Origin of the sequence: Streptomyces sp. NPDC096046, from assembly GCF_040303285.1 — a bacterium.
GTDB lineage: Bacteria > Actinomycetota > Actinomycetes > Streptomycetales > Streptomycetaceae > Streptomyces.
This window is the reverse complement of the sequence record NZ_JBEOSZ010000008.1, coordinates 117,033-131,606: the sequence shown is the minus strand read 5'-3', so window position 1 is coordinate 131,606 and position 14,574 is coordinate 117,033. Positions and strand designations below refer to the sequence as shown.

General features: G+C 72.5%; 12 protein-coding genes. 5 read left to right on the top strand and 7 right to left on the bottom strand.

What is annotated here, in order from left to right:
- Position 1: 1 nt before the first annotated feature.
- A complete protein-coding gene (locus ABTX62_RS10000; protein WP_352115695.1) occupies positions 2-1,129 on the bottom strand; it encodes a ferrochelatase in 1,128 nt (375 codons plus the stop codon).
- Between the two features lie 169 nt (positions 1,130-1,298).
- Between ABTX62_RS10000 and ABTX62_RS09995 the strand changes: the two genes are divergently transcribed.
- The 3 genes from ABTX62_RS09995 (at position 1,299) to sepH (ending at position 5,540) form a co-directional block, all read left to right on the top strand.
- Complete coding sequence (locus ABTX62_RS09995) at positions 1,299-2,537, top strand: MFS transporter (protein WP_352115694.1); 1,239 nt, start codon at positions 1,299-1,301, stop codon at positions 2,535-2,537.
- Positions 2,497-3,816 carry a D-arabinono-1,4-lactone oxidase gene (locus ABTX62_RS09990; RefSeq protein ID WP_352115693.1) on the top strand — a complete coding sequence of 440 codons (1,320 nt, stop codon included), beginning with the start codon at positions 2,497-2,499 and terminating at the stop codon, positions 3,814-3,816. The genes ABTX62_RS09995 and ABTX62_RS09990 overlap by 41 nt, the downstream gene beginning before the upstream one ends.
- Before the next feature lie 689 nt (positions 3,817-4,505).
- On the top strand, positions 4,506-5,540 hold the full coding sequence (sepH, locus tag ABTX62_RS09985; protein ID WP_283972852.1) for a septation protein SepH: 1,035 nt from the start codon (positions 4,506-4,508) through the stop codon (positions 5,538-5,540).
- A 62-nt stretch (positions 5,541-5,602) separates the two neighbouring features.
- Here the strand turns inward: sepH and ABTX62_RS09980 are convergent, their stop codons facing one another.
- Complete coding sequence (locus ABTX62_RS09980) at positions 5,603-6,454, bottom strand: sulfurtransferase (RefSeq protein ID WP_352115692.1); 852 nt, start codon at positions 6,452-6,454, stop codon at positions 5,603-5,605.
- Positions 6,455-6,719: 265 nt separating this feature from the next.
- On the opposite strand from ABTX62_RS09980, the gene ABTX62_RS09975 reads away from it, so the two are divergent.
- A complete protein-coding gene (locus tag ABTX62_RS09975) occupies positions 6,720-7,523 on the top strand; it encodes a VOC family protein (RefSeq protein WP_352115691.1) in 804 nt (267 codons plus the stop codon).
- A 19-nt stretch (positions 7,524-7,542) separates the two neighbouring features.
- Here ABTX62_RS09975 and ABTX62_RS09970 read toward each other — a convergent pair whose 3' ends face one another.
- The 4 genes from ABTX62_RS09970 to ABTX62_RS09955 are packed head-to-tail and all read right to left on the bottom strand — an operon-like array spanning position 7,543 to position 13,071.
- On the bottom strand, positions 7,543-8,193 hold the full coding sequence (locus ABTX62_RS09970) for a thymidine kinase (protein WP_283972849.1): 651 nt from the start codon (positions 8,191-8,193) through the stop codon (positions 7,543-7,545).
- A gap of 41 nt (positions 8,194-8,234) precedes the next feature.
- A complete protein-coding gene (locus tag ABTX62_RS09965; RefSeq protein WP_352115690.1) occupies positions 8,235-9,431 on the bottom strand; it encodes an alkaline phosphatase family protein in 1,197 nt (398 codons plus the stop codon).
- The gene (locus ABTX62_RS09960; RefSeq protein WP_181361612.1) at positions 9,431-10,018 is read right to left on the bottom strand and encodes a DUF5998 family protein; all 588 of its coding nucleotides are present in this window, start codon (positions 10,016-10,018) and stop codon (positions 9,431-9,433) included. The genes ABTX62_RS09965 and ABTX62_RS09960 overlap by 1 nt, the downstream gene beginning before the upstream one ends.
- 50 nt (positions 10,019-10,068) lie before the next feature.
- Positions 10,069-13,071, bottom strand: a complete 3,003-nt coding sequence (locus ABTX62_RS09955) for a bifunctional acetate--CoA ligase family protein/GNAT family N-acetyltransferase (RefSeq protein ID WP_352115689.1) — start codon at positions 13,069-13,071, stop codon at positions 10,069-10,071.
- A 179-nt stretch (positions 13,072-13,250) separates the two neighbouring features.
- Here ABTX62_RS09955 and ABTX62_RS09950 point away from each other — a divergent pair, with 179 nt between their 5' ends.
- Entirely contained in the window at positions 13,251-13,532 is a 282-nt protein-coding gene (locus ABTX62_RS09950) for an HPr family phosphocarrier protein (RefSeq protein WP_033308341.1), read from the top strand.
- A gap of 161 nt (positions 13,533-13,693) precedes the next feature.
- On the opposite strand, the gene ABTX62_RS09945 is transcribed toward ABTX62_RS09950, so the two are convergent.
- Entirely contained in the window at positions 13,694-14,389 is a 696-nt protein-coding gene (locus ABTX62_RS09945) for a GntR family transcriptional regulator (protein WP_352115688.1), read from the bottom strand.
- Between the last annotated feature and the right edge of the window lie 185 nt (positions 14,390-14,574).

Below are 14,574 nucleotides of genomic sequence, written 5' to 3'. Positions count from 1 at the left end.
CTCACGCGTAGGTGCTGTCGGCGCCCGCGGCGGCGGGCCTAGGGGCGCGGGCCGGGCAGCAGCCGACCGGACAGAGGTTGTGGCTCGCCCCGAGGGCGCCCAGGGCGCACGGCGTCGCGGCCTGTCCGCGCTCGGCGGCGGCGCGCTCCACGGCGAGCTCGCGGATCGCTGCGGCGAACCTCGGGGCCGCGCCGACGGTGGCCGAGCGCCGCATCGGCAGCCCGAGCTCCTCGGCCCTGGCCTTGGCCTCCGTGTCGAGGTCGTAGAGGACCTCCATGTGGTCGGAGACGAAGCCGATGGGGGCGATGACGACGGCCGGGACACCGGCCGCGTGCCGCTCGTCGAGGTGGTCGCAGATGTCCGGTTCCAGCCACGGGATGTGCGGGGCGCCGGAGCGGGACTGGTAGACGAGCTGCCAGGGGTGGTCGACGCCGGTGCGCTCGCGGACGGCGTCGGCGATCAGCCGCGCCACCTCCAGGTGCTGCTTCACGTACGCGCCGCCGTCGCCGTGTTCCTCGACGGGGCCGGAGGTGTCGGCGGAGGCCGTCGGGATCGAGTGCGTCGAGAAGGCGAGGTGCGCCCCGTCCCGGACGTCCTCGGGAAGCTCGGCGAGGGACCGGAGCACCCCGTCGATCATGGGCTCCAGGAAGCCCGGGTGGTTGAAGTAGTGCCGGAGCTTGTCGACCCTGGGCAGCTCCAGGCCTTCCGCCTCCAGGGCCGCGAGCGAGTCGGCGAGGTTCTCGCGGTACTGGCGGCAGCCCGAGTACGAGGCGTAGGCGCTGGTGGCGAGGACGAGGATGCGGCGGCGGCCGTCGCGGACCATCTCGCGCAGCGTGTCCGTCAGGTACGGCGCCCAGTTGCGGTTGCCCCAGTAGACCGGCAGGTCCAGGCCGTGGTCGGCGAAGTCTTTGCGCAGGGCGTCGAGCAGGGCACGGTTCTGGTCGTTGATCGGGCTGACCCCGCCGAACAGGAAGTAGTGCTGCCCGACTTCTTTGAGGCGTTCCTTGGGGATGCCGCGCCCACGCGTCACGTTCTCCAGGAACGGGACGACGTCGTCCGGGCCCTCCGGGCCGCCGAACGAGAGCAGGAGAAGGGCGTCGTAGGGGCTGACATCGCGCGCGTCTGGCATGAGTCGATCCTGCCACCCTGCACTGACAGCCGGGAAACGGCGGGGGGACACCCGCGCGCCATGCGGCGCATGGGCGGTCCGGGGCCGGGCCGGACGGGTGCGTCGGGGCGTTCCGGGCCGTAAGCTGTGTCGACTGCGTTCGCAGCTTACTGAGCCTTTCGGAGAACCCGTGCCCAGCCCCTACCGCGCCCTGTTCGCAGCCCCAGGCTCCAAGGGTTTCTCCGCTGCGGGCTTCCTCGGCCGGATGCCGCTGTCGATGATGGGCATCGGCGTGGTCACGATGGTCTCGCAGCTCACCGGGCGGTACGGGCTGGCCGGTGGCCTGTCGGCGACCATCGCACTGGCCGCCGCGGTGGCCGGGCCGCAGGTCTCGCGTCTGGTGGACCGGTACGGGCAGCGGCGGGTGCTGCGCCCGGCCACGCTGATATCGCTCGTGGCGGCGGCCGTCCTGCTGGTCGCCGCGCACTACGGGTGGCCGGACTGGGTGCTGTTCGCCGCCTGTGCCGGCATCGGCTGTGTGCCGAGCGTCGGCGCCATGATCCGAGCCCGCTGGGCAGCGCTGTACCGGGGCACCCCACAGCTGCACACCGCGTACTCCTTCGAGTCCGTGGTGGACGAGGTGTGCTTCATCTTCGGGCCCATCATCTCCATCGGCCTGTCCACGGCCTGGTTCCCGGAGGCCGGCCCGCTGCTCGCCGCCTGCTTCCTGGCCGTCGGCGTGTTCTGGCTGACCGCGCAGCGCGCCACCGAGCCCGAGCCCCACCCGCGCGAGCACAAGGGCGGCGGCAGCGCGATGCGCGCGCCGGGCCTGCAGGTCCTGGTGGCCACCTTCGTCGCCACCGGGGCGATCTTCGGGGCGGTCGACGTGGTCACGGTGGCCTTCGCCGACGAGGAGGGCCGCAAGGCGGCGGCGAGCATCGTCCTCGCCGTGTACGCGGCGGGCTCGTGTGTGGCAGGCATGGTCTACGGGCTGTTGCACTTCGCCGGAGCACCGGAACGACGGTGGCTGCTGGGCGTATGCGCCATGGCCGTGAGTATGATCCCCCTCCTACTGGTCGGAAACTTGCCGTCTCTGGCCGTGGCGCTGTTCGTTGCGGGTCTGTCCATCGCTCCCACGATGATCACGACCATGTCCCTCATCGAAGAGCACGTACCACGCGCGCAGCTCACCGAAGGAATGACCTGGGTGAGCACCGGGCTAGCGGTGGGGGTCGCACTCGGCTCCTCCGCGGCCGGCTGGGTGATCGACGCGGCCGGGGCGCGTGCCGGGTACGGGGTTCCGGCGGTGGCCGGGGCCGTCGCGGTCGCGGTGGGTTTCCTCGGGTTCCGCCGGCTCAAGCGACCGGCACCGGGTCGGGGAGGCTCCGTTGAGCAGCACAGCGAACGGAAAGAACGGCACGTGGCGTAACTGGGGCCGCAACGTCTCCGCGCGCCCCGCGCGCGAAGTCGCCCCTGCCTCGGTCGACGAGCTGACCGCCGCCGTACGGCGGGCCGCCGAGGACGGCCTGAAGGTGAAGGCCGTCGGCGCCGGGCACTCCTTCACGTCCATAGCCGCGACGGACGGGGTGTTGATCCGTCCTCATCTGCTGACCGGCATCCGCGGCATCGATCGCGAGAACATGACGGTCACGGTGGAGGCCGGCACCCCGCTCAAGAGGCTCAACCTGGCCTTGGCGCGCGAGGGTCTGTCGCTCACGAACATGGGCGACATCATGGAGCAGACGGTCTCCGGGGCCACCAGCACCGGCACGCACGGCACGGGCCGGGACTCCGGCTCGATCGCCGCCCAGATCACCGGCCTGGAACTGGTCACCGCCGACGGCTCGGTCCTCAGCTGCTCCGACAAGGAGAACCCGGAGGTCTTCGCCGCCGCCCGCATCGGCCTCGGTGCCCTGGGCATCGTCACCGCGATCACCTTCGCCGTCGAGCCGGTGTTCCTGCTCACGGCCCGTGAGGAGCCGATGCCGTTCGACAAGGTCCTTGCGGACTTCGAGGAACTCTGGGCCGAGAACGAGCACTTCGAGTTCTACTGGTTCCCGCACACGGGCAACACCAACACCAAGCGCAACAACCGCAGCGCCGGTCCGGAGAAGCCGGTGCCGCAGCTCCGGAGCTGGTTCGAGGACGAGTTCCTCTCCAACGGCGTCTTCCAGGTGGCCAACTGGGTCGGCCGCGCGGTGCCCGCCACGATCCCCGCGATCGCCCAGGTCTCCAGCAAGGCCCTGTCCGCGCGGACTTACACGGACCTCCCTTACAAGGTCTTCACGTCTCCGCGCCGCGTGCGCTTCGTGGAGATGGAGTATGCCGTTCCGCGTGCGGCGGTGGTCGAGACGCTGCGTGAGCTGAAGGCGATGGTCGACCGATCCGGCCTCCGGGTGAGCTTCCCCGTCGAGGTGCGCACCGCCCCCGCCGACGACATCACGCTGTCCACCGCCTCCGGCCGGGACAGCGCGTACATCGCCGTCCACATGTTCCAGGGCACGCCCTACCAGCGGTACTTCACCGCGGCCGAGCGCATCTTCACCGCCCACGAGGGCCGTCCGCACTGGGGCAAGATCCACACCCGGGACGCCGAGTACTTCTCCCGGGTGTATCCGCGCTTCGGCGAGTTCACGGCGCTGCGGGATCGCCTCGATCCCGACCGGCGGTTCCAGAACGACTACGTGCGGAGGGTTCTGGGGGCGTAGGTGACGCGTCGGGGTGGTGTTCCCGGTGTCTCCGCTCCCGCCGGCGCCGGCGCTCGGCGTTTGGGGGGCGGGCCGCGCGGCGGCGCTGGGGGTGTGGCCCGAAGGCCGGCCGGCAGGTGGTAATTCCGGCCATCGTCGGATCCGAGGACGACGCCGCCGCGCGCACCGGCCGCTTCCTCCCTGCGGCCCGTGCAGTGTGGACGGTGGCGCCGGTGAACTCACCTGGGGCGAAGGCTCCTTTGCGGTACCCGGTCGGCCACCTGCACAAGAAGGTGACCTGTGGCCGAAACCCCGGTTCCGATTCTGGTGATCAGGTGAAGTTCTCCACGTTCAAGATCACGGAATGGGGGCAAGAGGCGGCCAGGTACCCCCTCTTGCGAGAAGTTGGACGGCGCGCCAATCCACGCACGTGGCCCAAATGGAGTACTGTAGCGAGCCCGGGGTCCGGTCTCCCGTGAGGGTGTACAGGGCCTTGAGGACCGCCGGAAGGGGGCTAGTTGCACAGGGTGACAGCGTTCGTCACTTAGCGTTGCGAACAGGTAACCGTGCCATAACGGCGATCCAGGGCCCGCGCCCGACACGCCGGGCAACTCGGCAAGGTTGTGGCAGGCTGCACCCGGGCAGGCCACACTCGACTAGCGGAAGCAGCGACGCACGTGACGTCGGCAGGCACCACCCGGGAGGTCCCCATGCCCGAACTGCGTGTCGTGGCCGTCTCGAATGACGGCACACGGCTGGTGCTGAAGGCTGCCGATTCCACGGAGTACACGCTTCCGATCGACGAACGCCTGCGCGCCGCCGTGCGCGGCGACCGTCCCCGCCTCGGCCAGATCGAGATCGAGGTCGAGAGCCACCTCCGCCCCCGCGACATCCAGGCACGTATACGTGCGGGCGCGACCGCGGAAGAGGTCGCGCAGATGGCCGGCATCCCCGTCGACCGGGTGCGCCGCTTCGAGGGCCCCGTGCTCGCCGAGCGCGCCTTCATGGCCGAGCGGGCTCGCAAGACCCCCGTCCGCCGCCCCGGCGAGAACTCCGGTCCGCCGCTGGGCGAGGCCGTGCAGGAGCGGCTGCTGCTGCGCGGCGCCGACAAGGACACCGTCCAGTGGGACTCGTGGCGTCGCGACGACGGCACGTGGGAGGTCCTGCTGGTCTACTGCGTCGCGGGCGAGCCGCACTCGGCGAGCTGGACGTACGACCCGCCCCGGCGGCTCGTCCAGGCCGTCGACGACGAGGCGCGTTCCCTGATCGGCGAGTCCGACGATCTGGCCGCGCCCGAGCCCAGCTTCCCGTTCGTCCCGCGCATCGCCCGGCTGCCGCGCGACAGACCGCTGGACCGCCCCGAGCGCGAGCGGCCCGGCCTGCCCGCGCAGGCGTCCGAACCGGTCGAGGAGACCACGGGTGAGCGCGACTCGCTGACCAGTCTGCTGGAGGCGGTGCCGAGCTTCCGCGGCGACCTGGTGGTTCCGGAACTCCCCCCGGCGGAACCGGAGGAGGAGCCCGTCGTCGCCGAGGTCGAGGAGGAGGAGCCTCCCGCTCCCGCCGCCTCGGCCGGTTCCGCCTATGCGGACGTGCTCATGCCGCGGTCCGTGGGCAGCCACCGCGACCGGCTCATCGGCGCCACCGACCGCCAGGCCGAGGCGGACGGCGTGCGCCCGGGCCGCAGAGCGGCCGTCCCGAGCTGGGACGAGATCGTGTTCGGCACGCGGCGCAAGAAGCAGGAGTAGCCGCACGGCTGACGAGGGACGAGGGCCGCGCCTGTCGGGCGCGGCCCTCTCCTCGTGTCACGTCACCGGGGGTCCGGCCCGACGGCGACCGGCCGGTCCGGGTCCGAGGACCACTCCGACCACGACCCCACGTACAACTCGGCCGGAATGCCCGCGGCCGCCAGCGCCAGGACCTCGTGGGCGGCCGAGACGCCCGACCCGCAGTACACGCCGACCCTCGCCCCCTCGGTCACGCCGAGTTCCTCGAACCGCGCGCGCAGTTCCCCGGCGGGCAGGAAGCGCCCGTCGGCCCCCACGTTCTCCGTGGTGGGCGCCGACACCGCCCCCGGGATGTGCCCGGCCACCGGGTCGATCGGCTCCACCTCACCCCGGTAGCGCTCCCCCGCCCGCGCGTCCAGCAGCACCCCGGACCGCGCCAATTCCGCGGCGGCGTCGGCGTCGAGGAGACCGGACGCACCCGGCTCGGGCACGAAGTCACCCTCCGCCGGAGCCGGCACGGACGTCTCCAACGGCCCCTCCCAGGACGGCAACCCGCCGTCGAGGACTCGCACGTCCGGGTGACCCGTCCAGCACAGCAGCCACCACGCCCGGGCCGCCGCCCACCCCTGGCCGCCGTCGTAGACCACCACCGGCGTCCGGGACGACACGCCCGACCGGCGCATCGCGGCACCGAAGTGCGCGAGGTCCGGCAGCGGGTGCCGACCGCCCTCCCCCGGCGCGGAGGCCAACTCCCGGTCCAGGTCGACGAAGACGGCTCCGGGAAGGTGCCCCGCCTCGTACGCGGCCCGGCCGTCGAACGGCGGCTCGCCGGCCGCTCTGGCCGCGGTGAGCTGCCAGCGGACGTCGAGCAGGACCGGCGGGTGGACGCCCGCGAGGTCCCTCGCGAGGTCGGATGCGGAGATGATCGCGTTCATGGTCCCATCCTCGCGCACGGGGTGGCCGAGTCGTCCGTGTCCGGCTACTCTGCTCGGCCGGAGCGAGGCGATCACACGGCGTACGGGAACAAGCACTTGCTGTACAGCTGAACGACATACGCCGACAAGCGCGCCGCCAGGGACAGGGCCCGCACATCGGGCATCCTCCCGGACAAGGGACGCCCCACAGGGCTGCCCCCACCAGGGCTGCCCCCACCAGGGCTGCGGAGAGCACGGCCACCGCCAGGCCGAGAAGAGAGTGACGATGACCGACGCACGGGGGTCCGCCGGACCGAACGGTGACACACCCGCTCGGCACGCGCCCGGCATGCCCTGCTGGGTGAGCCTGATGGTGCACAACCCGGCCGCGACCGCGGAGTTCTACGGAGCGCTGTTCGGCTGGGAGTTCCAGCCGGGCCCCCAGCAACTCGGCCCGTACGTGCGCGCGCTGCTCGACGGACGCGAGGTGGCCGGTATCGGCCGACTGCCGCCGGACCGCCATCTTCCCATCGCGTGGACGCCCTACTTCGCCTCACAGGACGTGGATCTGACGGCCGAGACGGTCCGCAGCCGCGGCGGCACGATCGGCGTGGGTCCGCTGGACGCCGCCGACGCCGGCCGCATGGCGATCGGCTCCGACCCCTCGGGGGCGGTCTTCGGCATCTGGCAGGCCGCCGCCCACCTCGGCACCACCGTCTCGGGCGTTCCCGGCACACCCGCCTGGAACGAGTTGCTGACCCTCGAGTCGGCGAGCGTCGCCAAGTTCTACCGCACGGTGTTCGGCTACGAGGAGGAGCCGGTGGTCTCCGCCGACTTCGACTACGTCACCCTGCACTTGGGCGGCGGCCCCGTCGCCGGCATCCACGGCCTGGGGCGCGCCCTGCCCCGCGACCAGGGACCGCACTGGGTCACGTACTTCCAGGTCGCCGACGTCGACGACGCGCTGGACCATCTCGTCCACCTCGGCGGGCACGTCCTCAAACCGGTGCACGACACCGCCCGGGGACGGGTGGCGAGGGTGGCGGATCCGGAAGGGGCGCGGTTCGCGCTGCTCCAGCGGCCCGGCTGACGGCCCGTCGAGCCGCGGTTCAGGCGGACGTCACCGGCAGCACGTCCGGCGACAGGGCAGCGGCGTGGGCCGTCGCAGCGGTCATCCGGCGGCGGTGATGACGGCGGCACAGGACCTCGTAACCGACCTCGTCGGCGGAGTGGGTGACGTCGCCGACGACCACTTGAGCCCCCTCGACCACCATCACCCCGCCTACCGTGCGGGCGTTGTGCGTGGCGCGGGCTCCGCACCAGCACAGCGCCTCGACCTGGAGCACCTCGACCCGGTCGGCCAGTTCCACCAGCCGCTGCGAACCGGGGAACAGCTTGGAGCGGAAGTCGGTCGTGATGCCGAAGGCGTAGACGTCGAGGCTCAGGTCGTCGACCACGCGCGCGAGCTGGTCGATCTGCTCCGGGGCGAGGAACTGCGCCTCGTCGGCGATCACGTAGTCGGCGCGGCCGCCCTGCGAGAGGTGGTCGACGAGGTAGGCGTAGAGGTCCTGCCCGTCCCCGACCTCCACCGCGTCGGTGACCAGGCCCAGGCGCGAGGACAGCTTGCCCTCGCCGGCGCGGTCGTCACGCGAGAAGATCATGCCCTGCAGCCCGCGCGCCGAGCGGTTGTGCTCGATCTGGAGAGCCAGCGTCGACTTCCCGCAGTCCATCGTTCCGCAGAAGAACACCAGCTCGGGCATGGGGAGATGAGCACCTTTCGGCGTGGCGGGTCGGGGCAGTTTCAGGAGCGTACTTCGAGCAGGGGTACCAGCTGCTCGGCGGGGGTCATCGAGCCGTGGTTGCCGACCATCGCCGACTCCTTCGGCTCCCGCTGGGAGGCGATGAGCAGGACGTCGTCCCGGGCCGCGGCGACCACGTCACCGATCCGGCCGTACACCCGTTCGTCGATCCGCGGGCCGAACCAGCCCGCCGCGATGGCCTCGTCACGGGAGGCCACCCAGAACTGCTCGCCGAGCACCTCGCGCCAGCAGGTCAGCACGTCGTTCGCGGCGCCGGGCACCGCGTAGACGTGCCGGGCACGGCCCTCACCGCCGAGCAGGGCGACTCCGGCGCTCAGCTCCCAGTCCTCGTCGAAGTCGATGCGGTGCTGCTCGTCGAAGGGCACGTCGATCATGCCGTGGTCGGCGGTGACGTAGAGGGCGCTGCCCGGCGGCAGTTGCTCGGCCAGGCGCTGGACCAGGCGGTCGGCGTACATCAGCTGGCCGCGCCAGGCGTCGGAGTCGACGCCGAAGCGGTGGCCGGCGCCGTCGACCTCGGCGAAGTACGTGTACACCAGGGAGCGGTCGCCCGCGGCCAGTTGCTTGGCCGCCAGGTCCATGCGGTCCTCGCCGGACAGGCGCCCGAGGAACGTTCCTCCACTGAGCGCGACCTTGGTCAGCGGGGTGTTCTCGAAGGTCGGGGAGGACACCTGCGCCGCGTGCACCCCGGCCGCGTGCGCCAGCTGGAAGACCGTGGGGTACGGCTGCCAAGCGCCCGGCGGGGTCCACGGCTGCCAGCGAAGCTGGTTCATCAGCTCGCCGGTGTCGGGGTTGCGGACGGTGTAGCCGGGCAGTCCGTGCGCGCCGGGCGGCAGACCGGTGCCGACGGAGGCGAGAGAGGTCGCCGTGGTCGCCGGATAGCCGGCCGTGAGCGGACGCCCGGTGCCGCCGCGGGAGGTGGCGAGCAGGGACGTCATGAAGGGGGCGTCGTCGGGATGCGCCCTCAGCTGCTCCCAGCCGAGGCCGTCGATGAGGAACACGCAGTTCCGGTCGGCGGGGGTCAGCTCGGTGATCGTGGCGCTCATGTCGGGTACGCCCAGACCGGCCGCGAGGGTGGGCAGGAGGTCGGCGAGCGATCCACTGCCGTACGCGGGCACCGGTGCGGAGGCGACGGTGAGCGGTTCGGGGTGGTCGTCCCAGACCGTCTTGGGCTGTGCCATCAGCGGGTCGTGTCCGCGGTCGCCTCGGAGAGGGCCTGTGCGAAGGCGAGCGCCTCGCGTACGGTCTCCGGTCCGTCCCCGGCCTCGCTGACGCGCAGACTGAGGTCGTCCGCCGTCGAGTTGCCGGTGTAGCCGTGGTCCGCCTCACAGTTGGGATCGCCGCAGGCGGCCGGTTCCAGGTCGATGCGGGAGACGGCACCCCAGCCGATGGTGAGGACGACCTCACGGGGCAGGGTGCCCGGCTTGTACGACTCGGGGTTGGCGACCACACGGCTGACCACGATCGACGAGATGCGGCCGATCTTCACCGACTCCGTCGACGTCGTGGCGTACGGCGTCGGGGAGGTGCTGTCGGCGGCCTGCTCGTCGGTGTGGCTGACGATGAAGCGGTTGTCGGTGAGGACGAGCACCGTGACGTGCCGGCGCACCTCGTTCTGGTCGAACGTCGTCTCCTGGTGGACCAGGTACGACCGCATGGGCTCACCGCCCACGGCGGCCTCCACCGCCTCGGCCACGAGGGCCGGGTAGTAGCCGCTGCGCTCGATCGCCGCCCGCAGCCCCTGGGTCGTCGTACTGGTCTTGGCCATGACGCCCATCCTACGGGGGACCACTGACTGCGAGGGACAGCTCGCCCCTGTCAGTACGCGGGGAGGGTGCGCGGGCCGAGGTCGTCGCGGACGGGCGGGGGCGCGAGGCGGACGGAGGCTCCCAGGACGCTCAGGCCGTGCGCGGCGACAACGACCGGCTCCAGGGTGACCGCGACGACCTCGGGGTGGTCGTCGACCAGCCGGGACACCCGCAGCAGCAGTTCCTCCAGGGCGCGGGTGTCGGCCGGTGCGGAGCCGCGCCAGCCGAACAGCAGGGGGGCCGTGCGGATCGAGCGCACCAGCGAGGCCGCCTCCCGGTCGGTGACCGGGATCAGCCGGTGCCCGGTGTCCCCGAGCAGCTGCGAGGCGGCCCCGGCGAGCCCGAAGGAGAGCACGGCCCCGGCCGCGGGGTCGATCACGGCCCGTACGACGACGTCCACGCCGCGCGGCGCCATCCGCTGCACCACCGGCCGCAGCTCCTCCGGTGCACCGAACAGCTCGGTCAGCTCGGCGTACGAGCGGCGCAGTTGGTCCTCGTCCGCGAGGTCGAGGCGGACGCCGCCCAGGTCGGCGCGGTGCCTGAGGTGCGGGGCGGTGGCCTTGAGGGCGACGGGGTAGCCCAGGGCGCGGGCGGCTTCGGCGGCGTCGTCGGGGGTCGGGGCGGGCAGGGCGCGGTGGACCTGGACGCCGTAGTGGCCGAGCAGGTCACAGGTCTCGTCCGTGCCGAGCGTGAGCCCCTGCCCGCGCGCGAGCAGGCCGCCGATCAGGGCGGCGGCGCCCTTCTCGTCGATGTCGTCGTACTCGGGCACCCTGCCGGGGTCGGCGGCGTCGCGCCGCCACTGCGCGTAGGTGACGGCCTGGCCGAGAGCCCGGACGGCACGCTCGGCGGCGGGGTAGGCGGGGATGAGGTGGGCGCCTTCGGGGGCTTCGGCGGTTCCTTGGACCTCCGGGGCGGGAGTCTGCTGATGGGTGGGTGCCGGGCGCGGGGCGTCGTCGGGGTCCGCCGCGACCTGGGGTGCCGGGCGCGGGGCGTCGTCGCGGTCCGCACCGGCCTGGGGCGCCGGGCGCGGGGCGTCGTCGCGGTCCGCACCGGCCTGGGGCGCCGGGCGCAAGGCGCCGTCGGGATCCTCCTCGGCCTGAGACAACGGGCGCGGGGCGCCGTCGCGGTCCGCCGCGGTCTGGGGTGCCGTGCTCGCCGCCGCCGACAAGGCCTCCGCCAAGCCTCCGAGCTCCACGTGGACCACCAGGACCGGTTTGGCCGGAGCTGCGGCCGCCGCCGAGCGCAGGGCCTGCGCGAGGGCCGCGTCGCCGACCGAGCCCTCCCCCACCGCCGGTATGGCGGTGACGACGGCCGCGTCACACCGGTCGTCGGCCAGCGCCCGGGACAGGGCCGCGTGGAAGTCCGCCGCGGAGGCCGCGGTGGTGAGGTCCTGCGGGGGGTGCGGTCGCAGGCCCTCGGCCAGGCACGCGTCGTACGTGAGCAGGCCGAGCGACTCGGAGTTGCCGAGGATCGCCACCCGGGGCCCGGCGGGCAGGGGCTGGCGGGCCAGCAGCAGGCCCGCGTCCACCAGCTCGGTGATGGTGTCGACCCGGATCACGCCGGCCTGCCGCAGCAGCTCCGAGACGGTCGCGTGCGGCAGCCGGGTCGCGCGTACGGCGTGTCCCTGGGGGGCGGCGCCATGCCGCGCGCCCTGGACGACGACCAGGGGCTTGGCGGCGGCGGTCCGGCGGGCGAGGCGGGCGAACTTGCGGGGGTTGCCGATGGACTCCAGGTACATGAGGACCACGTCGGTGTCGGGGTCCTCGTACCAGTACTGCAGGACATCGTTGCCGGAGACGTCGGCGCGGTTGCCGGAGGAGACGAAGGTGGAGACGCCGGTCACGCCCGTGACGCCGCCGCCGCGCCGGTGCAGCCGGGACAGCAGGGCGATGCCGATGGCGCCGGACTGGGCGAACAGGCCGATCCGGCCGGGGCGCGGCACCTCGGGGGCCAGAGAGGCGTTGAGCCGTATCCGGGGTGAGGTGTTGATGATGCCGAAGGCGTTCGGGCCGATGATCCGCATGCCGTACGTACGCGCCTGCCGTACGAGTGCGCGCTGGCGTTCGCGCCCCTCGGGGCCGCTCTCGGCGTAGCCGGCGGAGACCACGACGAGCCCCTGTACGCCGTGTTCGCCGCACTCGGTGACGACCTCGGGGACGTGCCCGGCCGGTACGGCGACGACGGCGAGGTCGACGGGGCCGTCGATGTCCCGTACCGAGCGGTGGGCCGGCACCCCGTCGAGCTCCTTCTGGTCCTCGGGGAGGGCCTTGTTCACCGCGTAGAGGCGTCCGCCGTACCCGGCGTCGCGGATGTTGCCCAGGACGCTGCGGCCCACGCCGCCCGGCGTGCGCCCGGCACCGATGACGGCGACCGAGCCGGGGGCGAGCAGCCGCTGCACGGAGCGTGCCTCGGCGCGGTGCTCGCGCGCGTACTGCACGGCGAGGGAGCGGTCGGTGGGTTCGAGGTCGAACTCCAGACGGACGACGCCGTCCTCGAAGCTGCGCTTCTGGGTGTAACCGGCGTCCGTGAACACCTTGATCATCTTGTTGTTGGCGGGCAGCACCTCGGCGGCGAAGCGGCGGATGCCGCGCTCGCGGGCGACGGCGCCGATGTGTTCGAGCAGGGCGGAGGCGACACCGCGGCCCTGGTGTGCGTCCTGCACCAGGAAGGCGACCTCGGCCTCGTCGGCGGGTGCGGACGCGGGCATTCCGTCAGCGCCGATGCGGTCGTAGCGTACGGTGGCGATGAACTCGCCGCCGACCGTGGCCGCGAGTCCCACCCGGTCCACAAAGTCGTGGTGCGTGAAGCGGTGGACGTCCTTGGCGGACAGGCGAGGGTACGGCGCGAAGAAGCGGTAGTACTTCGACTCGTCGGAGACCTGCTCGTAGAAGCTGACCAGGCGATCGGCGTCATCGACGGTGATGGGCCGGATGCGCGCGGTACCCCCGTCGCGCAGCACCACGTCGGCTTCCCAGTGGGCGGGATACTCGTGCCGGTCCGGCGAGGTCTGCATGGGCCCCAGAGTACGGCTAGCGTCCGACAGCGGCGCGAGGCAGTCTGTGGAGGGCGTCAGTCGGGTCGAGGCCGCGATCCGACGGCACCCCGGGGCGGTCCTGGAGGACCGCTCCCGGCGCAGCTTCACGGTATGGGAAACTGGTCTAGACAACCCTGAAAAGCGAAGGGCAGCAACACATGGCTGAGCGCCGCGTCAACGTCGGCTGGGCCGAGGGTCTCCACGCCCGTCCCGCCTCCATCTTCGTCCGAGCCGCCACGGCCGCAGGCGTCCCGGTGACGATCGCCAAGGCAGACGGCAAGCCCGTCAACGCGGCCTCGATGCTGGCCGTCCTGGGCCTCGGCGCCCAGGGTGGCGAGGAGATCGTCCTCGCCTCCGACGCCGAGGGCGCGGACGCCGCCCTGGACCGGCTGGCCAAGCTGGTCTCCGAGGGTCTCGAGGAGCTTCCCGAGACCGTCTGATTTTCCCGGGCGCCCGATCGGGCGCACAGCGAAGGGCTCGTCCGAATTCACCGGGCGAGCCTTTCACCATTCCCGTTCCCCCCGGACGGGAATTGCGCGCAGCAGGGCAGCGTGAATAGGCCCCCGCGAATTAACCGCTCTCTTTGTATACGGCTGCCGTGTTAATGCCGCAGGCTCGGTGTGTTTACGGGATGTTGCGAGTTCCTCACACGCTCGGCGCGCTCGCCGCCGGAGGCGAGGCGCAGGCGGTGCGCGCCCGTCGCGCGCTCGGTGTGCAGCGCCGTGACCGCCCGCGCGCGCTCGGCGTCCCCACGCGCCACCGCGTCCACGATCGCACCGTGCTCGGTCCAGGACTCCACGGGGCTGAGCGGCGCCTCCACCGCGTACATCCAGGCGATCTTGTGGCGGAGCTGGGTGAGCACCGAGGTCAGCGCGGGACTGCCGGAGGCCTGGGCGAGCGTCTCGTGGAACCAGCCGCCCAGGGAGCGCAGATCGTCGCTGGCGCCGCGGCGGGCCCGCTCCTGGCCCAGCCGGACCAGACCGCGCAGGACCTTCAGATGCGCCTCGGTGCGGCGCTGGGCGGCCCGGGCGGCGCCGAGCGGTTCCAGCAGCATGCGCATCTCCAGCAGGTCGGCCGCCTCCTGCTCGGTGGGTTCGGCCACGCACGCGCCCGCGTGCCGCCGGGTAACCACGAAGCCCTCGGCCTCCAGGGTGCGCAGTGCCTCGCGGACGGGGACCCGCGAGACGCCGTAGCGGCGCGCGAGGAGTTCCTCGGTGAGCCGGCTGCCGCGCGCGTGGACACCCGCGACGATGTCGTCCCGGATGGCCGTGCACACCGAGTGCGCGGGAATACGCATATCCGACCTCCGCTTAATCCCCGTGAAACGCCGGCGAGCGGCGCGTGTTCCGTGACTCTATTGCAATGAGCCGGAATTTCCGACGGCAGACGGGAATCCATGGATATTTTTTGGACAGCCCGCCGCCGTAAACGCCGAAAGCCCCGGCTCGCGGGAGCCGGGGCTTCGGGCGGAGTGAAGAGGCG

Bases quoted from the DNA above. Each gene is read 5' to 3' on its own strand.
- ABTX62_RS09960 (WP_181361612.1), bottom strand. From the start codon at position 10,018: ATGGCCAAGACCAGTACGACGACCCAGGGGCTGCGGGCGGCGATCGAG.
- sepH (WP_283972852.1), top strand. From the start codon at position 4,506: ATGCCCGAACTGCGTGTCGTGGCCGTCTCGAATGACGGCACACGGCTG.
- ABTX62_RS09970 (WP_283972849.1), bottom strand. From the start codon at position 8,193: ATGCCCGAGCTGGTGTTCTTCTGCGGAACGATGGACTGCGGGAAGTCG.
- ABTX62_RS09950 (WP_033308341.1), top strand. From the start codon at position 13,251: ATGGCTGAGCGCCGCGTCAACGTCGGCTGGGCCGAGGGTCTCCACGCC.
- ABTX62_RS10000 (WP_352115695.1), bottom strand. From the start codon at position 1,129: ATGCCAGACGCGCGCGATGTCAGCCCCTACGACGCCCTTCTCCTGCTC.
- ABTX62_RS09965 (WP_352115690.1), bottom strand. From the start codon at position 9,431: ATGGCACAGCCCAAGACGGTCTGGGACGACCACCCCGAACCGCTCACC.
- ABTX62_RS09955 (WP_352115689.1), bottom strand. From the start codon at position 13,071: ATGCAGACCTCGCCGGACCGGCACGAGTATCCCGCCCACTGGGAAGCC.
- ABTX62_RS09945 (WP_352115688.1), bottom strand. From the start codon at position 14,389: ATGCGTATTCCCGCGCACTCGGTGTGCACGGCCATCCGGGACGACATC.
- ABTX62_RS09975 (WP_352115691.1), top strand. From the start codon at position 6,720: ATGACCGACGCACGGGGGTCCGCCGGACCGAACGGTGACACACCCGCT.
- ABTX62_RS09980 (WP_352115692.1), bottom strand. From the start codon at position 6,454: ATGAACGCGATCATCTCCGCATCCGACCTCGCGAGGGACCTCGCGGGC.